Origin of the sequence: Curtobacterium sp. MCBD17_028 (assembly GCF_003234875.1) — a bacterium.
GTDB lineage: Bacteria > Actinomycetota > Actinomycetes > Actinomycetales > Microbacteriaceae > Curtobacterium.
The window spans coordinates 74,289-98,002 of record NZ_QKTQ01000001.1; the positions used below are offsets into that span (position 1 = coordinate 74,289).

The window sequence follows — 23,714 nt, forward strand, 5'->3', positions numbered from 1 at the left end:
ATGGTCAGCACCTTCGGATCGCTCGCAACCGCCTACTCCGGGCTCTCCGCCGCCCGTGCCGGACTCGACGTCGTGGGTCAGAACATCGCGAACGCGGGGACGACCGGGTACACCCGGCAGCGGATCACGCAGACGTCCATCCCGCCGGTCGCCGCGACCGGGCTCCTCACCGGTACGGTCGCGACCGCCGGCCAGGGCGTCTCCGTCGACGGCATCGCCCGACTCGCGACCATGACGCTCGACACGCAGGTCCGTGCTTCCGCGTCCGCCTCCGGGTACGCGTCGGCTCGCTCGTCCGCACTGTCCGACCTCGAGACGTCGTTGAACGAACCCGGGGCGAACGGACTGTCCAGCCAGCTGGACACGATGTGGTCGGCCTGGTCGGACCTCCAGAACAACCCCGGGGACACGGCGTCCGGCGGCGTCGTGCTCAGCTCGGCCACGCAGGTGGCGAGCACGCTGCGGACCGGATCCCAGGCGATCGACGCGCAGTGGGCCTCCGCGCGGTCCGACGTCGGCGACGCGGTCGGGCAGCTCAACACCGCGGCGACCCAGGTCGCGGCGCTCAACGACCGCATCCGCACCACCGCCGCAGGGGGCGGCTCGACGAACGAGTTGATGGACCAACGCGACGTGCTCACCGAACAGATGGCGTCCCTGTCCGGCGCCACGGTGCGGGACAACGGCGACGGCACGGTCGACGTGGTCATGGGCGGGAACGCCATCGTCGACGGCACGTCCGCCCACGCCGTGGCCGTCACCGGCTCCGACACGCTGCGCGGCGCCGCCGCCTCCCCGGTGACCCTGTCGTGGGTCGGCGGGTCCGGCTCGGCCGTCACACTGGACGGCGGCAGCATCGCCGGCACGCTCAGCGTCCTCGCGCCCGCGAACGCCGACGGCACCGGGGGCGCCCTCGCCGAGGCCTCCGCGGGGTACGACCGTGTCGCGACCGCGCTCGCCACGCAGGTGAACGCCGTGTACGAGACCGGGTACACCCCCGCGGGTGCCACCGGCACGGACTTCTTCGCGATCGCGGCCGGTGTCCCGGCCGCGCAGGGCCTCACCGTCGTCCCGACCGACGCCGCCGGCATCGCCGTCCGGACCGCGGACGGCTCGTACAGCGGCAGCATCGCGGACACCATCGGCCAGATCGGCTCCGCCGCGGACGCCCCCGACCGGACCTGGTCGGATGTCGTCACCGGCATCGGCACGACGTCGAGGACGGCCGCGACCCAGACCACCCTCACCGGACTCGCCGCGACGAGCGCCAAGACGCAGCAGCAGTCCGGGGCCGGCGTCGACCTCGACGAGGAGAACGTGAACCTGCTCACCTACCAGCACGCCTACCAGGGGGCCGCGCGCGTGCTCACCGCGGTCGACCAGATGCTCGACACCCTCATCAACCACGTCGGCGTCGTCGGGATCAGCTGATCGTCATGCTCACTCGTGTCACGACCCAGATGTCCATGGCGGCGGCGCAACAGCGTCTCCAGACCGGTGCCGCGCGGCTCGCGCAGCTGCAGGACCAGGCGTCGAGCCTGAAGAACATCACCGTCCCGTCGGACGACCCCAGCGGTACCGGCAAGTCGATCACCGTGCGGAGCGCCCAGGCCCAGAACGCGCAGTACTCCCGCAACGCCGACGACGGCGCCGGGTGGCTGGCCACGACCGACTCCGCGCTCGCGAGCGTGTACTCGGTCATGAACAAGGTCCGGGACCTCACCGTGCAGGGATCCAACAGCGGCACCATGAACGACACCGACCGGAACGCGATCGTCACCGAGCTCCAGGGACTCAAGCAGGACCTGCTCCAGGACGCCAACACGCAGTACGGCGGTCGGGCCGTCTTCGCCGGCAACACGGACGCGTCCGCCGCGTACGGCAGCGACTTCACCTACAACGGGTCGACCGACGGCACCGACGTCGGCGTGCAGCGCCGGATCGCGTCGGGGACGACCGTGCGCGTCGACACCGACGGCAGCGCCGTCTTCGGGACCGGGAGTGACTCGGTGTTCAGCCTCATCGACGACATCAGCAGCGACCTGCAGTCCGGTGCCGACGTCAGCGCGCGGATCAGTCAGGTCGACAGCCGCATCGCCACCGTCCGGGGCGTCCAGGGCGACGTCGGCACCCGACACTCCTCGGTCATCGCCGCGCAGTCGACGCTCGCGTCCCAGTCCACCGACCTCGAGGGACAGCGCTCCCAGATCGAGGACAAGGACGTCGCCAAGGCGATCCTCGACCTGCAGCTCCAGCAGACCAACTACCAGGCAGCCCTCGCCGTCACCGCGAAGACGCTGCAGCCGACCCTGATGGACTACCTCTCATGAACATCCCGCTGACGTTCACCGTTCCACCGTTCGGTCTCGAACCCCTCACGTCGTTCACCCTGCAAGAGGTCACCGGTGCCGAGGGGCTCTTCGCCCTCGCCGGGCACGGCACCACCGCTGCCGGCACCGATGACCCACGCCTGTTCGTCCTCGACGCCGCCGTGCACCTGCCCGACTACGCGCCCGTCATCACCGAGGAGCAGACCGCGCTCCTCGACCTCCGCGACGCGCGCGAGGCGATGCTCCTCGTCGTCGCGAACCCCGCCGAGAGCGGCACGACGGTGAACCTGCTCGCGCCGGTCATCGTCAACGCCCGGACCGGCATCGGCGCGCAGCTCATCCTCGAGGGGCAGGACCACCCCCTCCGAGCGGTGCTCGCGCGCCGCTGACGCCGCCCCGCCGCTCCCGCTGGTTTCCCGACAGGTCAGCGGTCGTCCGACACGCACGACGTCGCCGAAGACGCGTGCATCTGGTTCCCGCGCATGCGACGACATCGTCGATGACGGACGACAGCGGGACCGTCACCAGGTGACGCACCACGACCGCTTCCGACGGTGACGACACTCCTCCCCAGGTGATCCACCAGGAGGCCCGTCCCCAGTCCAGTGCTCCCGGTGCGTGGGCGCGCCCGGAGCTCCACGAGCATCGCTGCATGCCGTCGACTCGTCACGCCCGCTCTGGTCGCGCCGCCGACGGCCGCCGGTGCCGCCACCGACCGGGAGGCCCACCTCGTTCCCGCCGGACCGGCAACCTCCGGGCGCGCACGGTCGGTGCGGGCCCCGTTCACGGATCCCCGGAGCGCACGACCGGCGTCCACGCCGCCAGCACGCGTCCACGACGCCGACGCCGCCCGCGGGCCGAGCTGCCGACGCTCCCTCGCGCGGGCTTACCCCGACGCCCCATCGCCGCCCCGACGCGCAGTCTGAAGCGGAAGAAGCGCGCAGGCAGGGCGGGCGGAACGCACCGGCCCCGGCACCCGCGAAACCGCCGAGCGTAGGGTGCACGAATGGCCAAACGAGGCACCCCGGGCGATCGAAACGCCATCGTCCCCCTTCCCGTCACGGTCCCGACCGACAACACCTCGGTCGAGGCGCAGACCGACGTACCCGGCCCGAGCGGCCTGGCGTCCACTCGCTGGTCGGCGACGCTCGACCGCGTGCTCAGCGTGCAACGCCCGGTGGTGGTCGCACACGTCGACCGGATCCGTCGGCGCCGCCCGGACGCCACACCGGCCGAGGTCATCGCGATCCTCGAGCGCCAGTACCTCACCGCGGTGTCGACGGGCGGCGCCGCGGTCGGAGCGAGCGCGGTGATCCCCGGGGTCGGGTTCGCGACGAGCCTCGGCCTCACGGGCGCGGAGACGGCGGCGTTCCTCGAGGCGAGCGCCCTGTTCGCCCAGTCGGTCACCGAGGTGCACGGCATCGCGGTGACCGACCCCGAACGAGCGCGGACGCTCGTGATGGCGATGATCCTCGGCGCGCCCGGAACCTCGCTCGTCAAGCAGCTCGCGGCCCAGGCCGGGGGTGGCCCGACGCGGACGGCGTTCTGGGGCGAACTCGTCACGTCGAGCCTGCCCCGCTCGGTCGTCAGCGGCATCGGCGGGCGGCTCCGTGACTCGTTCGTCAAGCGCTTCCTGGCGCGGCAGGGGGCGAGCGTGCTCGGCCGCGCGGTGCCGTTCGGGATCGGTGCGGTCATCGGCGGCGTCGGGAACCACGCGCTCGGCCGCAAGGTGATCGACGGCTCGCGGACGGCGTTTGGCCCGCCGCCGGCACACTTCCCGCTCCCGGTGTCGCCGCGCCCCGAGCGGGCTCGACGCGGGCGCGACGTCGCCCCGGGCGTCGAGGCCGGGACCTCGCGGCGCCGGCAGCGCGCCCTGCCCTGGCGTCGTCCGGCCGACACGGACGACCTCTGGGCCGACCCGGACACGGGCACGGACACGCCCGCGTCGTAGCGAGCGGGCCGGGCGCGTCACGGCCGCGCCGACGGTGGACTCAGCCCCGCCGGACCGGCGTCCGGACGACCTGTCCGGCGTGCGCGAAGCCCCCGCCGAACCCGAACAGCAGCGCGGGCACGCCCTCGGGCAGTTCCCCGGCCGCCCACGCCTTCGACAACCCGAGCGGCACGCTCGCGGCCGAGGTGTTCCCGGACTCCTGCACGTCGGTGATCACGAACTTCGTGTCGCCCCCGAGCGCCTTGGCGAGCGGCTCGATGATCCGGAGGTTCGCCTGGTGGAACGCGAGCACCTGGATCTCGTCCATCGTCATCCCGGCCTTCTCGACGACGCGGCGCGCGTGCCCCTCCGCCTCGGTGATCGCCCAGCGGTAGATCGAGCGGCCTTCCTGCGAGAACCGTTGCGGGTCCCCGTCGACGAGCACGGCCTCGAGCAGGTGCGGGACGCTCCCCCAGGACACCGGGCCGATCTCGGCGGTGTCGCTGCGTTGGACGACGGCGGCGCCGGCTGCGTCGCCGATGAGGACGCACGTCGACCGGTCGGTCCAGTCGACGAGGCCGGAGATCTTCTCGGACGCGATCACGAGCGAGGTCGTGGCGCTGCCGAGCCGGATGGACTGGTCGGCGAGGGCGAGCGCGTACTCGAAGCCGGAGCACGCGGTGTTGATGTCGATGGGCGCCGGGCCGGCAGTGAGTCCGAGCGCGACGGCGACGCGTCCGGCCGTGTACGGCGCGCGGTCGGTGGCGGAGGTCGACGCGACGAACACCTGGTCGATCTCGGCGGGGTCGATGCCCGCGTCGGCGATGGCGGCACGGCCGGCCTCGATCGCCATGCTCGTGACGGTGTCGGTCTCGGACGCGATGTGCCGCGTGCGGATCCCGGTTCGGGTCCGGATCCACTCGTCGTTCGTGTCGACGATCGCCGCGAGGTCGTCGTTCGTCATGATCCGGGCGGGCTGGTGGTGCCCGAGGCCGATGATGCGGCTGCCGGGCGTGTTCGCGTCGTTCACCGGATCGACGCTAGTCGACGCGCGCCGGGCGACCGTGCAGTGCGCACGACAACGAACCCGACCCCGTCTTGGGGCCCTCGTGCACGTTCACGAGCGGGCGTCGCGCGTCGCCTTCGCGTTGGCCTTCTTGATCGCGTCGACGAGTTCGTCCTTGGTCATCGACGATCGCCCGCTGACGTCGAGCCGCTTCGCCACGTCCATGAGGTGCTGCTTGGACGCGTTCGCGTCGACGCCCTGCTGGGTCTCACCGTCGTCACGACTCCCGGCTGCACCGGAGTCGGACGGACCGTTCTCCGCCTTGCGCTCCCAGTGGTCGCCGATCTTCTCGTACTCGTGCTTGACGGCGGCGAACGCGGTCCGGTGGGCGCGCTCCCCGGGGCCGTAGGTCTCGTTCGCCGAGTCGAGCGTCTTCGCGTAGATCTCCTGCGCGTGCTCATCCGAGCGCTGCAGGGTGCTCGGGATCTCGTCCTTCGCGGGCATGGTGTCTCCTCTCGCTGGTCCAGTCGTACCCCACACGGCCGGGTGTCGGACGGGAGGCGCGGCACCGGTCCGGTGTCGCGCCTCCCGTCCGTCCCGTGGCCGCGGATCAGAGGATCGGCGTGCCGCCGGTGACGGCGATGCGGGCACCGGAGACGTAGCTGCCGTCGTCACTGGCCAGGAGCACGTACACCGGGGCGAGTTCCGCGGGCTGGCCGGCGCGACCGAGCGGCGCCTGCGACCCGAACGACTCGACCTGCTCCTCGGGCATCGTCGACGGGATGAGCGGCGTCCAGATCGGCCCTGGCGCGACGCTGTTCACGCGGATGCCGCGCGACCCGACGAGCTGCGCGAGCGCAGCCGAGAAGTTCGCGATGCCGGCCTTCGTCACGTCGTAGGGCAGGAGCGTCGGCACGGGGTTGTCCGAGTTGACCGAGCTCGTGCCGATGATCGACGCGCCCGCCTCCATGTGCGGCAGGGCGGCCTTCGCGAGGTGGAAGTAGGCGCTGAGGTTCGTGGCGATGGTGTGGTCCCACTCCTCGTCGGGGATCTCCTCGAGCGTCTCGTGCGTCATCTGGAACGCGGCGTTGTTGACGAGTACGTCGAGCCCGCCGAACTCCTCGACCGCCGTCGCGATCACGGAGCGGCAGTACGCCGGGTCGGACAGGTCACCGGGGAACAGGACGGCCTTCCGGCCGGCGTCCTCGATCCAGTGCTTCGTGTCCTGGGCGTCCTCCTCCTCGTCCGGGAGGTAGCTGATGAGCACGTCGGCGCCCTCGCGGGCGAACGCGATGGCCACGGCCTTGCCGATGCCGCTGTCGCCGCCCGTGATGACGGCACGCTTGCCGGTCATCTTGCCCGAGCCCTTGTACGACTGCTCGCCGTGGTCCGCCTTGGGGCCGAGCTCGGCTTCACTGCCGGGGGTGTCCTGCTGCTGCGGGGGCTGCTGCTGGTCGCTCATGTGGTCCTCTCCTGTCGTTGCTCCGTCGGCGTCCGTTGGCGATGCGTGGCGGACGCACGGCACCCAGGCTGGTCCGCTGCTCCTGGACCCGCGCTCAGCGGGAGGCGTAGACCCGGAGGCATGGAATACACACACCTCGGACGCACCGGCCTGTCCGTCTCCCGCGCCGTGCTCGGCACCATGAACTTCGGACCACAGACGAGCGAGGAGGACTCGTTCGCGATCATGGACCGCGCCCACGACCTCGGCGTCAACTTCTTCGACACCGCCAACGTGTACGGCTGGCAGAAGGGCGAGGGCGTCACCGAGCAGATCGTCGGCCGCTGGTTCGCGCAGGGCGGCGGCCGCCGCGAACGCACGGTCATCGCGACCAAGCTGTACGGCGACATGGGCGACTGGCCGAACGAGTCGAAGCTCTCGGCCCTGGCGATCCGTCGTCAGCTCGACGACTCGCTCCGCCGGCTGCAGACGGACCACGTCGACCTGTACCAGTTCCACCACATCGACCGGGAGACGCCCTGGGAGGAGATCTGGCAGGCGATGGAGGTCGCCGTCCAGCAGGGCAAGGTCCTGTACGCCGGGTCGAGCAACTTCGCCGGGTGGCACATCGCCCAGGCGCAGGAGGCCGCCGCGCGCCGGAACTTCGTCGGCCTCGTCAGTGAGCAGTCGATCTACAACCTGCTCGTCCGCGACGTCGAGCGCGAGACCCTGCCCGCCGCGCGCGCGTACGGCCTCGGCATGATCCCGTGGTCGCCGCTCCAGGGCGGTCTGCTCGGTGGCGTCATCGAGAAGACCGAGGAGGGCTCCCGCCGGCTCGAGGGTCGCGCGAAGGAGGCCCTCGAGGCGAACCGACCCGCGATCGAGCAGTACGAGGCGTTCGCGAAGGAGATCGGCCACGCGCCGGGCGAGCTCGCGCTCGCGTGGCTGCTCCACCAGCCGGGCGTGACCGCGCCGATCACCGGCCCGCGGACGATGCAGCAGCTCGAGTCGGCGGTGGCATCCGTGGACATCCACCTCGACCAGGCGGCGCTCGACCGCCTCGACGAGATCTTCCCGGGGCACAAGACGTCCCCGGAGGATTACGCCTGGTGACGACGGACGCGCCGGTCACCCATCCGGTGGCCGGGAACTCGGAGAGGACGACGACATGGTGAACGACCACGGCGGGATGAACGAGGGTGCCGCGAGCGTGGGTGCGAGCCTGCAGCACGAGGCATCCGAGTCGGGCGACCGGCACATGGACCAGCACCCGGAGCAGATGGGTCGCGCCGAGGACGGCTCGTCCGGCCTCGACCGGGAGGACCGGGGCGAGCAGGAGCAGAGCGCCCTGGCCGCACTCGGTGACGACGCGCGCGGCGGCGACGCGATGGTCGGCGCGGCCGATGCGGCCGGCGACGCGTCCTCGGGCACCCAGCAGGACGACCAGGAGGCACCGGGCGGCGACCGCGCGGACGGCGCCGACCTGCCGTGATGCCCTGACCCCGGGACCCGGGACGATCGAGGTCGCACGAGATGCCGCTCTGACACACGACAGGGCGGCATCGTCCGCGATCTCGCGGTTCCCGGGCCGGGGGCCGGTGGCCGGGACCCGAGGTCAGAGCCGGTCGACCTCGCGGTCGCTCAGCCCGAGCCAGCGCAGGTAGCCGCGGACGGACAGGAACCGCTCCTCCACGTGCTCGACGACCGCGACGGCCGTGGCGGCCTCCGATCGGGCGTTCCGGTCGAAGTGCTCGGCGTCGGCAGCCTCGGCGCGTTCGCGGGCGAAACGGCCCGCCAGCGCCGCCCCGGTCGCGGCGTAGTCCGCGCCGATGCGGTCGAGGTCCGCACCCCAGAGCCGGGCGAGCAACGCGCTGACGACGCCGGTGCGGTCCTTGCCCGCGGAGCAACAGACCAGCACGTCGCCCTCGGTCTCGGCCAGGGCGCGGAACACGAGGAGCATCGTCGCTCGGTGCCGCACGAGCCAGTCCACGTACTGGTCGCGGAGCTCGAGGGCGTCCGGGGCCGACTCCTCACCGGCCGCGGGGTCGAACAGCGGCACGTTCCGGTAGCCCGCGGCCGCGCGGAGCGGGTGCGCGAGCGCGGCGACCTCGTCGCCGCGGCGCAGGTCCACGACCGTCTCGAGCACGACGGGGTAGGCGGTGGCCGGCACGTCCTCGGTGTTCGAGCGGTAGACGGTGCGGGTCCGCCCCGCCTGGAACCCGGGTCCGCCGACCTCACGGAAGTTGGCGAGCGTGGGCGGTGTCGTCGTGGTCACCGCGTCAGTCTGCCACCGGACACGACGACGCCCCCGGCGCGGAGCCGGGGGCGTCGTGCGTGTCGCGTGGGTCAGCGGACGGAGACCGGGGTGCGGTCGGCCTCCTCGTAGAGCACGTAGCCCTCCTCGCCGTGGACGGCGGTGTCGATGCCGGCGACCTCGTCCTCGGCGCGGACGCGGAACCCGATGGTCTTCTCGACGATCCAGCCGATCACGAAGGCGAGGACGAACGAGTAGACGAGCACGACGCCGGCCGCGGTGGCCTGCTTGCCGAGCTGCACGAACGAGCCGGAGTAGATGAGCCCGGTGGTGTTCGCGAAGAACCCGAGCCACAGCGTGCCGACGATGCCGCCGACCAGGTGGACGCCGACGACGTCGAGCGAGTCGTCGAAGCCGAGGCGGTACTTCCAGTCGATCGCGAAGCAGCAGATGATGCCCGAGACGAACCCGAGGACGACGCCCCAGCCGGGCGTCAGCGCGGCACAGGCGGGCGTGATCGCGACGAGACCGGTGACGGCGCCCGACGCCGCGCCGACCGAGGTGGCCTTGCCGTCGCGGATCTTCTCGATCATGAGCCAGCCGAGCACGGCGGCGGCGGGTGCGGCGAGCGTGTTGATCCACGCGAGCGAGGCGATGCCGTCCGCGGCGCCCTCGGACCCGGCGTTGAACCCGAACCAGCCGAACCAGAGGATGCCGGCGCCGAGCAGGACGAACGGGGGGTTGTGCGGCTTGTGGGCGCCCTTGGCGAACCCGACGCGGCGGCCGAGCACGATCGCGAGGGCGAGGCCCGCGGCACCGGCGTCGATGTGGACCGCCGTGCCACCCGCGAAGTCGATGACACCCCACGTGGCGAACATGCCGGACTTGAGGTTGAACACCCAGCTGGCGACCGGGAAGTAGACGAGGGTCACCCAGATGCCGGAGAAGATCATCCAGGCGCCGAACTTGGCGCGGTCGGCGATGGCGCCGGAGATGAGCGCGACCGTGATGATCGCGAACGTGGCCTGGAACCCGACGAACGCGAGGTCGGGGTACGTGGCGTGGAGCGTCGATGCCTGCGACTGCTCGAACGCCTGGCCGAGACCGAGCTGGTTGAGGTCGATGCTGAAGAACCCGACCTTGCCGACGACGTGGGTGCCGGGGCCGGTGTTCGCGAACGAGATCGCGTAGCCGTACAGCACCCACAGGACGCTCACGAGACCGATCGCGCCGAAGGACATCATCATCATGCTGATGACGCTCTTCGCCTTGACCAGGCCGCCGTAGAAGAACGCGAGGCCCGGCGTCATGAACAACACCAGCGCCGCCATGATCAAGATGAAGGCCGTTTGACCTTGGTTGAGCATCTGTTCACCTCTCTGTTGCTGTGGACCGCGTCGGCGGCGCTGTCCGCGTCTGACGGGCCCGCCTCGGGTGGGACCAGTGTGGCGACGAGAGGTTTCACTCCGGAGCACGGCGTGTTTCACGGATGTAACACGACGCGCCGCCGTGTGAACGTTGTGTTTCGGCAGGCTGGCGCGGCGCTCGACAGCAGCCGAGGACCTCCCCCGAACAGGTGCCGACGCGCAGCCGACGCGCCGGAGCGGCGTTCAGGCGCGCGTCAGCGCGACCACGCGCGACGCGGCACGGAGGTACTTCTTGCGGTACCCACCCGAGAGCATGGACTCCGGGAACACCTGGTCGAGCGGAGTGCCGGACGCCACGAGCCGCACCTGGGCGTCGTACAGGCGGTCCACGAGCGCGACCCACCGGAGCGCGTCGGTCTGGTCGGTGAACGGCACGACGTCGACGAGGCCGGCCGCGTCGAGCCCCTCGACCATCGCGACGTACCGCGAGGGGTGCACCGTCCCGAGGTGCGCGACGAGGTCGGCGAACCGGTCCTCGGTGACGCGCGCCTGGCCTCCCGGCAGGGCGCGGAGGACCGCGGCGACGTCGTCGACGGTCGCGGCGGTCTCGTCGGTGGAGCGGCGGCGGAAGTCGAGCCCGTCGATGCGGAGCGTGGTGAACCGGTCCGCCATCGCCTGGATCTCCCGGAGGAAGTCCTGCGCCGCGAACCGGCCCTCGCCCAGGGCCCCGGGCGGGGTGTTCGACGTCGCCGCGATGCGGGTACCGCGCTGGGCGAGTTCCCGGATCAGCCGGGTCATCATCATGGTGTCGCCCGGGTCGTCGAGCTCGAACTCGTCGATGCACACGAGCGCCGTGCCCGTGAGCAGGTCCACGGTGCCCTGGAACCCGAGCGCACCGACGAGTGCCGTGTACTCGATGAACGTCCCGAACGTCCGGCGGCCGGTCTCCGCGTGGTACGCCGCCGCCAGCAGGTGGGTCTTGCCGACACCGAAGCCGCCGTCGAGGTACACGCCCGACGTCGTCGGCTCGGGTGCGGGACGCCGACGGCCGAACAGTCCGCGGCGGGCGGACACGGGCCGGTCGGCGACGAACCGCTCGACGGCATCGCAGACCTCGGCCTGCGACGGGAAGTCGGGGTCGGGTCGGTACGAGGCGAACGACGCGTCGGCGAACTGCGGCGGCGGGACGAGCGCCGCGGCCATCTGCTCCGGCGTGACGACGGGGTCCCGGTCCGCCAGACGCGGCAGGGTCCCGACGGCGTCGTTCGGCATGCTGGTCGGACCTTCCGTCGAGGGATCGGGAACAGCGTCACCCGTCGTCACGTTGATCGACCACGGACGGTGCGGACGCGTAGCGTTGTCCGGGCGCCGCCCGTCGATGCTATCCGCGTCCGATGTCCACCCGCACGATCCGAACCGGCCCCGAGGGGCCCAGGAGGTACCCATGACCGCCCCGGTCGACCCGTCCGAGCAGTTCGCCGCGTACGCCCACCCCGAGCGACTCGTGTCGACCGCGTGGCTCGCCGAACGGCTGACGGCCGCGGAACCCGGTCAGCACGACCTCGTCGTCGTCGAGTCCGACGAGGACGTGCTCCTGTACGAGACCGGCCACATCCCCGGCAGCGTCAAGATCGACTGGCACACCGACCTGAACGACCCGGTGCAGCGCGACTACATCGACGGCGAGGCGTTCGCGCGCCTGGTCGGCGGCAAGGGGATCGCGCGCGACACGACGGTCGTCATCCACGGTGACAAGAACAACTGGTGGGCCGCGTACGCGTTGTGGGTCTTCACCCTCTTCGGGCACGAGGACGTCCGTCTGCTCGACGGCGGGCGGGCGAAGTGGGTGGCCGAGGGCCGCCCCATGACGACGGACCGGACCGAGGTGACGCCGGTCGAGTACCCCGTGGTCGAGCGGCGGGACAGCGCCGTCCGCGCCTTCAAGGAGGACGTCCTCGCGCACCTCGGCGAGCCCCTGATCGACGTCCGGAGCCCCGCCGAGTACTCGGGTGAGCGCACCACGGCGCCGGACTACCCGGAGGAGGGCGCGCTGCGCGCCGGCCACATCCCGACCGCCACGAACATCCCGTGGGCGACCGCGGCGGCGCCGGACGGCACGTTCCGTCCTCGAGCCGAGCTGGACGCCGTGTACCGCGACGGTGCGGGCATCGGCGACGACGACGCCGTGATCGCCTACTGCCGCATCGGCGAGCGGTCGAGCCACACCTGGTTCGTGCTCACGCACCTGCTCGGGATCCAGGACGTCAAGAACTACGACGGCTCGTGGACCGAGTGGGGCAGCGCGGTGCGCGTGCCGATCGCGACGGGCACCGAGCCGGGCGACATCCCGGCGGGACGGACCCGATGACCGACACGCTGCCCGCGTCGCTCGCCACGATCCGCGACGACTTCCTCGCGCTGGGGCTCCAGGACCGCCTGCAGCTGCTGCTCGAGTTCTCGGACGAACTCCCGGCGCTGCCGCAGGAGTACGCCGAGCACCCGGATCTGCTCGAGCGCGTCGAGGAGTGCCAGTCCCCCGTGTTCATCTTCGTCACGGTCGACGACGGCGTGGTCACGATGCACGCCACGGCTCCGCGCGAGGCCCCGACCACCCGCGGCTTCGCGTCGATCCTCGCGCAGGGACTCAGCGGACTGACCTCGGACGAGGTCCTGGCGGTGCCGGCGGACTACCCGCTGACGCTCGGACTCAGCGAGGCCGTGAGCCCGCTGCGGATCCGCGGCATGGTCGGCATGCTCGGCCGGGTGCAGCGGCAGGTCCGGGCGGCCGTCGCCGCGTAGGTCACGGTGCGTCCGAGGGTGACCGTGCCGGCGCCGCGACCGACCGTGAGGACACTCCTCGCGAGGCGCGCCGACGACGCCGTTCCGCTCATCGCACGCGTCCTCCCTGCCGAGCAGACCGACGGACGGCGTGCCGCCCCTCCCGGTCCCGGCTCCGGAGCCTAGTCTGCAGAGGTGTCCGATACCCCTGCACCGACCGCGGAACCCGAGGCGTTCGCGCGCCTGCGGACGTTCGTGGCCCAGGGCTCGACCCGGTCGGAGACGACCGTGACCGAGATCCCGTCGCCGAGCCGGGTGGCGCCGCACTCCCTCGCGCTGGCCGCCGACGTCTCGGGGATCGCCCACGGGGTCGACTCCGACCTCGGCACCGGTCGGTTCATCGCCATGTACGACCCGGCGGAGCCCGAGGGCTGGTACGGCCCGTTCCGCGTCGTCACGTTCGCCCAGGCGCCCCTCGAGCCCGAGATCGGGGTGGACGAGTTCGTCGCCGACGTCACGTGGAGCTGGCTCGTCGACGCCCTCGCGGCGCACGGTGCCGCGTACGACCACGCCTCCGGCACGGCGACCAAGATCATCTCGCGCGGCTACGGCGAGCTGAGCGCCCAGGGCGACGGCGCCCAGCTCGAGCTCCGTGCCTCGTGGAGCCCGACCGATGACGACCTCACGGCGCACGTGCGGGCCTGGGAGGACATCGTCGCGATGCTCGCCGGACTCCCACCGTCGTCGGACGGCGTCACCCTCCTCGCCCCGAGGCGGCTCGCCCGTGACTGACCAGCGCACGACGCCCGACGGAACGGACCCCGGCGTCGAGGACTCCCACGCGACCGTCCGCGTCATCGAGGACCTCGCGGCGTACCGGCAGGCCGTCGCGCACATCGCCGCCGGTCACGGTCCGGTCGCGGTCGACGCCGAGCGCGCGAGCGGCTACCGGTACTCCCAGCGCGCCTACCTGATCCAGGTCTACCGCCGCGGTGCCGGGGTGTTCCTGCTCGATCCGATCGCGATCCGGGCCGAGGACGCCGACGCGTTCGCCGCGCTCCAAGCGGTCATCGGGGACGAGGAGTGGGTGTTCCACGCCGCGAGCCAGGACCTGCCGTGCCTCCGCGAGGTCGGGCTCGTGCCGCGGCGCATCTTCGACACCGAGCTCGGAGCGCGGCTCGCGGGACTCAGCCGCGTCGGCCTCGGCGCGGTCGTCGAGGAGCTCCTCGGGATCCACCTCGCCAAGGAGCACTCCGCCGCCGACTGGTCCACACGTCCGCTCCCCCAGGCGTGGCTCGTGTACGCGGCCCTCGACGTCGAGCTCCTCGTCGACCTCCGCGACGAGATGGCCGAGCGCCTCGAACGGTCCGGCAAGGCCCACATCGCCGAACAGGAGTTCGCGGCGGTCCTGACGCGCGTGCCGAAGCCCGCGCGCGCGGAGCCCTGGCGCCGGCTCTCGGGGCTGCACACGCTCCGCGGACAGCGGTCCCTCGCGATCGCACGGGCGCTCTGGCAGGCGCGTGACGCCTACGCCCAGGCGGCGGACGTCGCGCCCGGGCGCACGATCCCGGACTCGGCGATCATCGCCGCCGCGGCCGCGAACCCGTCGTCGAAGCGCGAGCTGGGTGCCGTCAAGACGTTCTCCGGGCGCGCGAGCCGCAGCGAACTCGACCGGTGGTGGGCCGCCGTCGAGGAGGGCCGGGCGACCACGGACCTCCCGTCGGTGCGTGGAACGGGTGAGCCGTCCCTCCCGCCGCCGCGTGCGTGGTCGGACCGCAATCCCGCGGCCGATCGCCGGTACAAGGCGGCGCGACCGGCGGTCGTGGCGCGCGCCGAGGAGCTCGCGCTCCCGGTCGAGAACCTGCTCACTCCGGACACCCTCCGGACGCTCGCGTGGGAGCCCCCCTCGCCCGTGACCCCCGAGACCGTCGCCGACGCCCTGGCCGCGCTCGACGCCCGCCCGTGGCAGATCGAGGAGACCGCGGACCGCATCGCCGCCGCGTTTGTGGCAGCCGGACAGGCCGACGAGCCGGGCGGCGAGTCCGCCTCGTAGGAACCGGCCAACCGACTCGCTCCGGGGTCGCGCCCGGCATAGCGTCGGCGATGATCGAGGAAGATCAGGAGGCTCATGTGACCAAGGCATCAGACGTCGTCTTCGTGGACGGTGTCCGGACCCCGTTCGGACGCGCCGGCGAGAAGGGCGTGTTCTGGAACACCCGGGCGGACGACCTCGCGACGCACGCGATGCGTGGCCTGCTCGACCGGAACCCGTCGCTGGACGGCGCCGCCGTGGACGACGTCGCGGTCGCCGCGACGACGCAGCAGGGCGACCAGGGACTGACGCTCGGCCGCACGGTCGGCATGCTCGCGGGCCTCCCGAAGTCGGTTCCCGGCTACGCGATCGACCGGATGTGCGCCGGCGCGATGACGAGCGTGACGACCCTGGCCGGGGCGATCGCGTTCGGCGCCGCCGACGTCGCGATCGCCGGCGGGGTCGAGCACATGGGTCGGCACCCGATGGGTTTCGGGGTGGACCCGAACCCCCGGTTCCTCGCCGAGCGCATGGTCGCGGGCGACGCACTCGTCATGGGCAACACCGCGGAACGACTGCACGACCGGTTCCCCGCGATCACGAAGGACCGCACCGACGCCTACGCCGTCCGCTCCCAGCAGCGGTACCAGGCGGCGTGGGAGGCCGGGAAGCTCCAGCCGGACCTCGTCCCCGTCGCGGTCGCGACCGGATCGGGCTGGGACGTCGTCGACCGCGACGAACCGCCGCGGCCCGGCACCACCCTGGAGGCCCTGGCCGCGCTGGGGACACCGTTCCGGCCCCACGGACGGGTCACCGCCGGCAACGCCGCCGGCCTCAACGACGGCGCCACGATGAGCCTCCTCGCCTCGGAGGACGGCGCGAAGCAGCACGGACTCCCGACGAAGATGCGCATGGTGTCGTTCGCGTTCGCCGGCGTCGACCCCGAGGTCATGGGCGTCGGACCCGTCCCGGCGACGGACAAGGCGCTCCGGAAGGCCGGGCTGTCGATCGACGACATCGGGCTGTTCGAGATCAACGAGGCGTTCGCCGTGCAGGTCCTGGCGTTCCTCGACAACTACGGCATCCCGGAGGACAGCGAGAAGGTGAACCCGTGGGGCGGGGCCATCGCGGTCGGCCACCCCCTCGCGTCGAGCGGTGTCCGGCTCATGACCCAGCTCGCCGCCCAGTTCGCCGAGCACCCCGAGGTCCGGTACGGGATCACGACGATGTGCATCGGACTCGGGCAGGGCGGCACGGTGGTCTGGGAGAACCCGGGCTTCTCGCGCAGCGCGGCACGGAAGGCGGCCTGACATGACCACGACCGGCACGAACGCCACCGCGGCACCGGACCAGGCCGTGCTCGACCGACTCGAGGCGCTCGCGGCCGACGAGGTCGTCACGAACGCCCACGTCAAGCACGTGGCGCTGCCCTCCGGAGGCCGTCTGGCGCTCATCACGCTCGACAACGGCAAGGACCACAAACGCCCCAACACGCTCGGCCCGCGGTCGCTCCGGGCGCTCGGCGAGGCGCTCGACCAGGTGCGCGCGGACGCCGCCGCCGGCACGATCCGCGCCGCGGCCATCACGGGCAAGCAGTACTGCCTCGCCGCCGGCGCCGACCTCTCCCAGGCCTCCCGCGTGCCGGACCGCGAGACCGCGCACGCGCTCGCCCGGCTCGGACACGACACCCTCCGGCGGCTCGGCGACCTCGGCGTGCCGTCGTTCGCCTTCGTCAACGGGATGGCCCTCGGCGGCGGACTCGAGGTCGCGCTGCACTGCACCTACCGCGTGTTCTCGTCCGCGGCGCAGGGCATCGGGCTGCCCGAGGTGTTCCTCGGGATCATCCCCGGCTGGGGCGGCGCGACGCTGCTCCCGCGGCTCATCGGGCCCGAGCGCGCGCTCCGCGTCATCGTGGAGAACCCGCTGAAGAACAACCGGCTCATGGACGGGCCCACCGCCGTCGAACTCGGCATCGGCGATGCGCTCGTGCCCTCGGCGATGTTCCTCACCGATGCGCTGCGCTGGGCCGACGGCGTGCTGTCCGGTCGGGTGACGGTGCAGCGCCCGAACGAGCCGGGTACCCTCGCCAAGGCCACCTGGGGCACGGTCGTCAAGGTCGCCCGAGGGCAGGTCACGGGCCGGATCGGCACCGTGCCGCGCTCGCCCCGGGTCGCTCTCGACCTCGTCGCCGCCGCCCGTTCCGGCAGCCTCGACGACCGGTTCGCGGCCGAGGACGACGCCCTCGCGGACCTCATCAGCGGCGACCAGTTCGCCGCGTCGATGTACGCGTTCGACCTCGTGCAGAAGCGCGCCAAGCATCCGGTCGGCGCACCCGAGGCCGCTCCGCGGACGATCACGAAGGTCGGCGTGCTCGGTGCCGGACTCATGGCGTCGCAGTTCGCGCTGTTGTTCGCCCGCCGTCTCGGTGTGCCCGTGGTCATCACCGACCTCGACCAGGGCCGCGTCGATGCCGGGGTGGCCCGGATCCGCAGCGAGGTCGACGCGCTGCTCGGCAAGGGACGGATCTCGCCCGACGACGCCAACCGGATCGTGGGCCTCGTCTCCGGCACGGTGTCCCTCGAGCCGTTCGCTGACGCGGACTGGGTCATCGAGGCCGTGTTCGAGGAACTCGGCGTCAAACAGGACGTCCTCCGCCGGGTCGAGCAGATCGTCGCCCCGGACGCGATCCTCGCCACGAACACGTCGTCGCTCTCGGTCGAGGCCATGGCCGACGCGCTCGAGCACCCGGACCGCCTCGTCGGCTTCCACTTCTTCAACCCCGTCGCGGTCATGCCGCTCGTCGAGGTTGTCCGCGCACCGCGGACGTCGGACGAGGCCGTCTCGACCGCACTCGCCGTCGCGCGGACGCTGAAGAAGACCGCGATCATCACGGCGGACGCCCCCGGCTTCGTCGTGAACCGTGTGCTCGCCCGGGTCCTCGGCGAGGCGATGCGCGGCGTCGAGCAGGGCACCCCGTTCGAGGTCGTGGCCGAGGGCGCCGCACCGCTCGGCCTCCCGATGTCGCCGTTCGAGCTGCTCGAACTCGTCGGTCTGCCCGTCGGCGCCCACGTGCTCGACTCCCACCACCAGGCGTTCCCCGACCGCTACTGGCCGGGCGACGGGCTCCGGCGGCTCGCCGAGCACGGTGCCATCACGACGCGCGACAAGAAGGGCGCCGTGACCGGGTACGACCGGGCGGCGGTGGAACTCGTCGCGCCCGCGAAGAAGGACGCGACGCCGTCGTCCGCGGCCGAGATCCAGCGACGCTTCGAGGACGGCCTCGCGGACGAGCTCCACCGCATGCTCGACGAGGGCGTCGTCTCCGCCGTCGAGGACATCGACCTCGGGCTGATCCTCGGCGCCGGGTACCCGTTCCACTCGGGCGGCATCAGCCCGTACCTCGACCGGGTCGGCGCGTCCGAGCGGGTGTTCGGCGGCACGTTCCACGACCCGCGGATCGTGGGTCCGGCCTCCCGCTGAGCGCCGCTCCGGCCGCGTCGCACCGGGGTACCCCGTTCGGACACCGGGATGCCCCCGTGCGACCGGCACCCGGCGGTGCGACGGCGGTCGGGGACCCCGCCGCCGTCAGCGCTGCGCCGAGCCCGACGACGCGCGAGCGGGGGCGGGCTTCGCCTTCGGCAGCTTCGTGCCCACGACCTGGTCGACCACGTCGCGCGCGATCGCCTGTGCCGACAGTCCGACCTGCTCGAGGATCTGGGACCGCGACGCGTGGTCGATGAACGCGTCGGGCAGCCCGAGCTCGTTCACCGCGGTGTCGACCCCCGCCGCGCGGAGGTCCTGCCGCAGTCGCGTCCCGATGCCCCCGACGCGGACGCCGTCCTCGAGCGTGATGACGAGCCGGTGGTCGCGCGCGAGGTCGACGAGCGAGGTCGCGATGGGCACGACCCATCGCGGGTCGACCACCGTGGCGCCGATGCCCTGCGCTTCGAGGAGCGCGGCGACGTCGAGCGCGATCGGTGCCATCGCCCCGACCGCGACGATGAGGACGTCCTCGGCGTCCGACGAGTCCGAGGCCGACCGGAGCACGTCCACGCCGTCCGCGAGGCGGTGCACCGCGGGGATGTCCGGCCCGACCGCGCCCTTCGGGAACCGCACGACGGTCGGGGCGTCGTCGACGGCGACGGCCTCGCGGAACTCCTCGCGGAGGGTGCTGGCGTCACGGGGCGCAGCGATGCGGATGCCCGGGACGACCTGCAGGATCGCGAGGTCCCACATGCCGTGGTGGCTCGGCCCGTCCGGACCGGTGACGCCGGCGCGGTCGAGCACGAAGGTCACGCCGGCGCGGTGCAGGGCGACGTCCATGAGGACCTGGTCGAACGCGCGGTTCACGAACGTCGCGTAGAGCGCCACGACCGGGTGCAGTCCGCCGAACGCGAGCCCCGCTGCCGTGGTGACGGCGTGCTGCTCGGCGATCCCCACGTCGTACACGCGCTCCGGGTGCCGCTCCTGGAACCGGTGCAGTCCCGTCGGCCGGAGCATCGCCGCGGTGATCGCGACGATGCGCTCGTCGTCGTCGCCGGCCTGCGCGAGTGCCTCCGCGAACACGTCCGTCCAGGCGGGTCCGGCGCTCGCGCTCTCGAGCGACTCGCCCGTCTCGGGGTCGATGTGCCCGACGGCGTGGAACTGGTCGGCGACGTCACGGAGCGCGGGCTCGAAGCCGTGCCCCTTCTCGGTGATCGCATGCACGATGACCGGCGTCCCGTAGTCCTTCGCCTGCCGGAACGCGGCTTCGAGCGCGCGCTCGTCGTGGCCGTCGACCGGTCCGATGTACTTGATGTCGAGGTTCGAGTACAGCGCCTCGTTGTTCGTGAACCGCGACAGGAACCCGTGCATGCCGCCCCGGAGTCCCCGGTACACGGCGCGTCCGGGATGCCCGAAGTGGCTCGCGAAGCGTTGGGTGCGCTCGTACATCTCGCGGTACTCACGCCGCGTCCGCACCTGGTTGAGGAACCGCGCCATGCCGCCGATCGTCGGCGCGTAGGAGCGGCCGTTGTCGTTGACGACGATGACGAGACGGCGGTCGTTGTCGTCCGAGATGTTGTTGAGGGCCTCCCACGTCATGCCGCCGGTGAGCGCGCCGTCACCGACCACGGCCACGACGGTGCGATCACTCTGCCCGGTGAGCTGGAACCCCCGCGAGATGCCGTCCGCCCACGACAGCGACGACGACGCGTGCGAGGACTCGACGATGTCGTGCTCGGACTCGGATCGCTGCGGGTACCCGGCGAGACCGCCCTGTGTCCGCAGGCCGCTGAAGTCCTGCCGCCCCGTGATGAGCTTGTGGACGTACGACTGGTGCCCGGTGTCGAACACCATGGGGTCGTGCGGCGAGTCGAACACCCGGTGCATGGCGAGGGTGAGTTCCACCACGCCGAGGTTCGGCCCGAGGTGCCCGCCCGTCTTCGCCACCTCGGCCACGAGGAACGTGCGGATCTCCGCTGCGAGCTCGACCATCTGGGTGTCGGACAGACGCTTGAGGTCGCGTGGCGACCGGATGCCGGACAACAGGCTCACGGACGCTCCTTTCGTGGGCGAACGCTCAGTGTATTCGCGCCACCGCAGAACGGTCTGGTTGCGGGCGGCGCGGGGCTCGTCGCGCAGATGGTGACCTGGACGGACGGGAGGGACGGTGCCAGTGGCACCCTCCCTCCCGTCCGTCCACCGGTCACCTAGACGAGCGAGCGGAGCACGTACTGCAGGATGCCGCCGTTGCGGTAGTAGTCGGCCTCGCCGGGGGTGTCGATGCGCACCACCGCGTCGAACTCGACGGGCTGGGCACCCGCGGGCGAGTGCTCACTCGGCGTCGCGGTGACGTGCACGGTGCGCGGGGTCGTCCCGTCGTTGAGCTGCTCGAGCCCCGAGATCGACACGACCTCGGTGCCGTCGAGTCCGAGCGAGTCCGCGGTCTCGCCCGCCGGGAACTGCAGCGGCACGACACCCATGCCGATGAGGTTCGAGCGGTGGATGCGCTCGAAGCTCTCCGCGATCACCGCACGGACGCCGAGCAGGTTCGTGCCCTTCGCCGCCCAGTCGCGGGAGGACCCGGATCCGTACTCCTTGCCGCCGAGGATCACGAGCGGGACACCCTGCGCCTGGTAGTGCTGCGACGCGTCGTAGATGAAGGCCTGCTCACCCTCCGGGGTCGTGAAGTCCCGCGTGTACCCACCCTCGACGCCGTCGAGCAACAGGTTCTTGAGCCGGATGTTCGCGAACGTCCCGCGGATCATCACCTCGTGGTTGCCGCGGCGCGACCCGTACGAGTTGAAGTCCTTCCGGTCCACCCCGTGCTCGGCCAGGTAGTGCCCGGCGGGGCTGTCCGCCTTGATGGACCCGGCGGGCGAGATGTGGTCGGTCGTGACGGAGTCGCCGAGCTTCGCGAGCACCCGGGCGCCGCTGATGTCCGACACCGGGGTGGTCTCGATCGTCAGGCCCTCGAAGTACGGGGGCTTCCGGACGTAGGTCGACTCGGCGTCCCACTCGAACGTGTCACCGGTCGGCGTCGGCAGGGACTTCCAGCGGTCGTCGCCCTCGAACACCGAGGCGTACTCGTGCGTGAACATCCCGGTGTCGATGGAGTGGTCGATGACCTCCTGCACCTCGGCCGCGTCGGGCCAGATGTCCTTGAGGTACACCGGCTCCCCCGACTGGTCGGTGCCGAGCGCGTCCGCGTCGAAGTCGAAGTGCATGGACCCGGCCAGCGCGTACGCGATCACGAGGGGCGGGGACGCCAGGTAGTTCATCTTGACGTCGGGGTTGATGCGCCCCTCGAAGTTCCGGTTGCCGGAGAGCACCGCGGTCACCGCGAGGTCGTTGTCCTGCACCGCCTGCGAGATCTCGTCGGGCAGCGGGCCGGAGTTGCCGATGCACGTGGTGCAGCCGTAGCCGACCGTGTAGAACCCGAGGTCCTCGAGGTACCCGGTGAGCCCGGCCTTCTCGTAGTAGTCCGTGACGACCTTCGACCCGGGCGCGAGCGTGGTCTTGACCCACGGCTTCGACTTCAGGCCCTTCTTCGCGGCGTTCCGGGCGAGGAGCCCGGCCGCGAGCATGACCGACGGGTTCGACGTGTTCGTGCACGACGTGATCGCGGCGATGGCGACCGCGCCGTGGTCGATCGTGAACGCGTCGCCGCCGTCGAGCGCCACCCGGACCGGCTTCGACGCCGTGTTCGGCGCGCTGGCGGCGTGGAGCGGGACCTCCGACGGCTGGGCGTCCGCGTCGTCCTGGACGGCGTGCTCGTCGCCGGGCGCGGCGGCCACCGGGTCCGACGCGGGGAACGAGTCGGCGACGGCCTTGTCCTCTTCCGACGGCGTCGTCGTGGCGTAGTTCGCCAGGTCGACCTCGAACTGGTCCTTGGCGACCGAGAGCTCGATGCGGTCCTGGGGCCGCTTCGGTCCGGAGATCGACGGCACGACCGTCGAGAGGTCGAGCTCGAGGTACTCGGAGTACGCCGGCTCCACCGAGGGGTCGTGCCAGAGGCCCTGCGCCTTGGAGTAGGCCTCGACGAGGGCGATCTGCGACTCCTCGCGCCCGGTGAGGCGCAGGTACTCGAGCGTGACGTCGTCGACCGGGAAGATCGCGGCGGTCGACCCGAACTCCGGGCTCATGTTGCCGATCGTCGCGCGGTTCGCGAGCGGCACCTGGGCGACGCCCTCGCCGTAGAACTCGACGAACTTGCCGACCACGCCGTGCTTCCGGAGCATCTGGGTGATCGTCAGGACGACATCGGTCGCGGTGACGCCGGCCGGGATCGCACCGGACAGCTTGAACCCGACGACCTTCGGGATGAGCATCGACACCGGCTGACCGAGCATCGCCGCCTCGGCCTCGATGCCGCCGACGCCCCACCCGAGGACGCCGAGCCCGTTCACCATCGTGGTGTGCGAGTCGGTGCCGACGAGGGTGTCCGGGTAGGCCGTCAGCTCGCCGTCGATCTCGCGCGTGTAGGTGACACGGGCGAGGTACTCGATGTTCACCTGGTGGACGATGCCGGTGCCCGGCGGGACGACCTTGAAGTCCTCGAACGCGGTCTGGCCCCAGCGGAGGAACTGGTACCGCTCGCCGTTCCGCTCGTACTCGATGTCCGTGTTGACCTTCAGCGCGTCAGCACGTCCGAAGAGGTCGGCGATCACCGAGTGGTCGATGACGAGCTCGGCCGGTGCGAGGGGGTTGATCTTCGTCGGGTCCCCGCCGATCTCCGCCATCGCCTCACGCATGGTGGCCAGGTCGACGATGCACGGCACGCCGGTGAAGTCCTGCATCACGACGCGCGCGGGCGTGAACTGGATCTCGGTGTCGGGCTCCGCGGTCGGCACCCAGGAGCCGAGCGCGCGGATCTGCGCCTCGGTGACGTTCGCGCCGTCCTCGGTGCGGAGCAGGTTCTCGAGCAGGACCTTCAGGCTGTACGGGAGTCGCTCGTGTCCGGGCACGGTGTCGATGCGGTGGAACGCGTGGTCGACACCCCCGACCGTGAGGACGTCCTTCGAACCGAAGCTGTTCAACGCAGCCATCGTGCCGCCTCCCTTGCTGGTCGGGCCCGCTCCGTCGCGGGCCCGAGA

At 71.9% G+C, this 23,714-nt stretch carries 20 protein-coding genes; 12 read left to right on the forward strand and 8 right to left on the reverse strand.

Annotated elements, in window-relative coordinates; translation table 11 throughout:
• The 4 genes from flgK (at nt 1) to DEI86_RS00440 (ending at nt 4,281) form a co-directional block, all read left to right on the forward strand.
• Complete coding sequence (gene flgK, locus DEI86_RS00425) at nt 1-1,431, forward strand: flagellar hook-associated protein FlgK (RefSeq protein ID WP_111048529.1); 1,431 nt, start codon at nt 1-3, stop codon at nt 1,429-1,431.
• A 5-nt stretch (nt 1,432-1,436) separates the two neighbouring features.
• Nucleotides 1,437-2,330: a flagellar hook-associated protein FlgL gene (flgL, locus tag DEI86_RS00430; RefSeq protein ID WP_111048530.1), complete on the forward strand. Its 894-nt coding sequence runs from the start codon at nt 1,437-1,439 to the stop codon at nt 2,328-2,330.
• Entirely contained in the window at nt 2,327-2,719 is a 393-nt protein-coding gene (locus DEI86_RS00435) for a flagellar assembly protein FliW (RefSeq protein ID WP_111048531.1), read from the forward strand. Before flgL ends, DEI86_RS00435 begins: the two co-directional genes overlap by 4 nt.
• Nucleotides 2,720-3,336: 617 nt before the next feature.
• Nucleotides 3,337-4,281, forward strand: coding sequence for a hypothetical protein (locus DEI86_RS00440; protein WP_181434639.1), 945 nt, complete (start codon nt 3,337-3,339; stop codon nt 4,279-4,281).
• 40 nt (nt 4,282-4,321) lie between these two features.
• Here DEI86_RS00440 and DEI86_RS00445 read toward each other — a convergent pair whose 3' ends face one another.
• From DEI86_RS00445 to DEI86_RS00455, 3 genes are all read right to left on the reverse strand, one after another.
• Entirely contained in the window at nt 4,322-5,290 is a 969-nt protein-coding gene (locus tag DEI86_RS00445) for a beta-ketoacyl-ACP synthase 3 (protein ID WP_111036406.1), read from the reverse strand.
• Between the two features lie 87 nt (nt 5,291-5,377).
• Entirely contained in the window at nt 5,378-5,770 is a 393-nt protein-coding gene (locus DEI86_RS00450) for a ChaB family protein (RefSeq protein WP_111008820.1), read from the reverse strand.
• Nucleotides 5,771-5,876: 106 nt separating this feature from the next.
• Nucleotides 5,877-6,728 carry an SDR family oxidoreductase gene (locus tag DEI86_RS00455; RefSeq protein WP_111008819.1) on the reverse strand — a complete coding sequence of 284 codons (852 nt, stop codon included), beginning with the start codon at nt 6,726-6,728 and terminating at the stop codon, nt 5,877-5,879.
• 120 nt (nt 6,729-6,848) lie between these two features.
• Between DEI86_RS00455 and DEI86_RS00460 the strand changes: the two genes are divergently transcribed.
• Together DEI86_RS00460 and DEI86_RS00465 are read left to right on the forward strand one after the other, a co-directional pair.
• Entirely contained in the window at nt 6,849-7,820 is a 972-nt protein-coding gene (locus DEI86_RS00460) for an aldo/keto reductase (protein WP_111012491.1), read from the forward strand.
• Nucleotides 7,821-7,875: 55 nt separating this feature from the next.
• On the forward strand, nt 7,876-8,199 hold the full coding sequence (locus DEI86_RS00465; RefSeq protein WP_111048532.1) for a hypothetical protein: 324 nt from the start codon (nt 7,876-7,878) through the stop codon (nt 8,197-8,199).
• A 123-nt stretch (nt 8,200-8,322) separates the two neighbouring features.
• Here DEI86_RS00465 and DEI86_RS00470 read toward each other — a convergent pair whose 3' ends face one another.
• From DEI86_RS00470 to zapE, 3 genes are all read right to left on the reverse strand, one after another.
• Nucleotides 8,323-8,982 (reverse strand): tyrosine-protein phosphatase, encoded by a 660-nt coding sequence (locus DEI86_RS00470; protein WP_181439663.1) that lies wholly within the window; start codon nt 8,980-8,982, stop codon nt 8,323-8,325.
• Between the two features lie 71 nt (nt 8,983-9,053).
• Nucleotides 9,054-10,328 (reverse strand): ammonium transporter, encoded by a 1,275-nt coding sequence (locus DEI86_RS00475; RefSeq protein ID WP_111012494.1) that lies wholly within the window; start codon nt 10,326-10,328, stop codon nt 9,054-9,056.
• 243 nt (nt 10,329-10,571) lie between these two features.
• Nucleotides 10,572-11,600, reverse strand: a complete 1,029-nt coding sequence (zapE, locus tag DEI86_RS00480) for a cell division protein ZapE (protein ID WP_111048534.1) — start codon at nt 11,598-11,600, stop codon at nt 10,572-10,574.
• A gap of 172 nt (nt 11,601-11,772) precedes the next feature.
• Here zapE and DEI86_RS00485 point away from each other — a divergent pair, with 172 nt between their 5' ends.
• The 6 genes from DEI86_RS00485 (at nt 11,773) to DEI86_RS00510 (ending at nt 18,618) form a co-directional block, all read left to right on the forward strand.
• Nucleotides 11,773-12,696 carry a sulfurtransferase gene (locus DEI86_RS00485; protein ID WP_111012495.1) on the forward strand — a complete coding sequence of 308 codons (924 nt, stop codon included), beginning with the start codon at nt 11,773-11,775 and terminating at the stop codon, nt 12,694-12,696.
• A complete protein-coding gene (locus DEI86_RS00490) occupies nt 12,693-13,127 on the forward strand; it encodes a SufE family protein (RefSeq protein ID WP_111008812.1) in 435 nt (144 codons plus the stop codon). Before DEI86_RS00485 ends, DEI86_RS00490 begins: the two co-directional genes overlap by 4 nt.
• Before the next feature lie 174 nt (nt 13,128-13,301).
• Nucleotides 13,302-13,898, forward strand: coding sequence for a DUF3000 domain-containing protein (locus tag DEI86_RS00495; RefSeq protein WP_146242859.1), 597 nt, complete (start codon nt 13,302-13,304; stop codon nt 13,896-13,898).
• Nucleotides 13,891-15,159, forward strand: a complete 1,269-nt coding sequence (locus DEI86_RS00500; protein WP_375342157.1) for an HRDC domain-containing protein — start codon at nt 13,891-13,893, stop codon at nt 15,157-15,159. Before DEI86_RS00495 ends, DEI86_RS00500 begins: the two co-directional genes overlap by 8 nt.
• Before the next feature lie 77 nt (nt 15,160-15,236).
• Entirely contained in the window at nt 15,237-16,448 is a 1,212-nt protein-coding gene (locus DEI86_RS00505; protein ID WP_111008810.1) for a thiolase family protein, read from the forward strand.
• 1 nt (nt 16,449) lies between these two features.
• Entirely contained in the window at nt 16,450-18,618 is a 2,169-nt protein-coding gene (locus DEI86_RS00510) for a 3-hydroxyacyl-CoA dehydrogenase NAD-binding domain-containing protein (RefSeq protein ID WP_111048536.1), read from the forward strand.
• 105 nt (nt 18,619-18,723) lie between these two features.
• Here the strand turns inward: DEI86_RS00510 and dxs are convergent, their stop codons facing one another.
• Together dxs and DEI86_RS00520 are read right to left on the reverse strand one after the other, a co-directional pair.
• Nucleotides 18,724-20,673, reverse strand: a complete 1,950-nt coding sequence (gene dxs, locus DEI86_RS00515; protein ID WP_111048537.1) for a 1-deoxy-D-xylulose-5-phosphate synthase — start codon at nt 20,671-20,673, stop codon at nt 18,724-18,726.
• Between the two features lie 155 nt (nt 20,674-20,828).
• Nucleotides 20,829-23,666: an aconitate hydratase gene (locus tag DEI86_RS00520; protein WP_111048538.1), complete on the reverse strand. Its 2,838-nt coding sequence runs from the start codon at nt 23,664-23,666 to the stop codon at nt 20,829-20,831.
• Nucleotides 23,667-23,714: the final 48 nt, after the last annotated feature.

What these genes read in the sequence shown, in the direction of transcription:
- DEI86_RS00475 (WP_111012494.1), bottom strand. Translation starts at nt 10,328, where the DNA reads ATGCTCAACCAAGGTCAAACGGCCTTCATCTTGATCATGGCGGCGCTG.
- flgL (WP_111048530.1), top strand. Translation starts at nt 1,437, where the DNA reads ATGCTCACTCGTGTCACGACCCAGATGTCCATGGCGGCGGCGCAACAG.
- DEI86_RS00490 (WP_111008812.1), top strand. Translation starts at nt 12,693, where the DNA reads ATGACCGACACGCTGCCCGCGTCGCTCGCCACGATCCGCGACGACTTC.
- DEI86_RS00460 (WP_111012491.1), top strand. Translation starts at nt 6,849, where the DNA reads ATGGAATACACACACCTCGGACGCACCGGCCTGTCCGTCTCCCGCGCC.
- DEI86_RS00440 (WP_181434639.1), top strand. Translation starts at nt 3,337, where the DNA reads ATGGCCAAACGAGGCACCCCGGGCGATCGAAACGCCATCGTCCCCCTT.
- DEI86_RS00485 (WP_111012495.1), top strand. Translation starts at nt 11,773, where the DNA reads ATGACCGCCCCGGTCGACCCGTCCGAGCAGTTCGCCGCGTACGCCCAC.
- DEI86_RS00455 (WP_111008819.1), bottom strand. Translation starts at nt 6,728, where the DNA reads ATGAGCGACCAGCAGCAGCCCCCGCAGCAGCAGGACACCCCCGGCAGT.
- DEI86_RS00435 (WP_111048531.1), top strand. Translation starts at nt 2,327, where the DNA reads ATGAACATCCCGCTGACGTTCACCGTTCCACCGTTCGGTCTCGAACCC.
- DEI86_RS00465 (WP_111048532.1), top strand. Translation starts at nt 7,876, where the DNA reads ATGGTGAACGACCACGGCGGGATGAACGAGGGTGCCGCGAGCGTGGGT.
- DEI86_RS00450 (WP_111008820.1), bottom strand. Translation starts at nt 5,770, where the DNA reads ATGCCCGCGAAGGACGAGATCCCGAGCACCCTGCAGCGCTCGGATGAG.
- DEI86_RS00510 (WP_111048536.1), top strand. Translation starts at nt 16,450, where the DNA reads ATGACCACGACCGGCACGAACGCCACCGCGGCACCGGACCAGGCCGTG.
- zapE (WP_111048534.1), bottom strand. Translation starts at nt 11,600, where the DNA reads ATGCCGAACGACGCCGTCGGGACCCTGCCGCGTCTGGCGGACCGGGAC.
- DEI86_RS00520 (WP_111048538.1), bottom strand. Translation starts at nt 23,666, where the DNA reads ATGGCTGCGTTGAACAGCTTCGGTTCGAAGGACGTCCTCACGGTCGGG.
- flgK (WP_111048529.1), top strand. Translation starts at nt 1, where the DNA reads ATGGTCAGCACCTTCGGATCGCTCGCAACCGCCTACTCCGGGCTCTCC.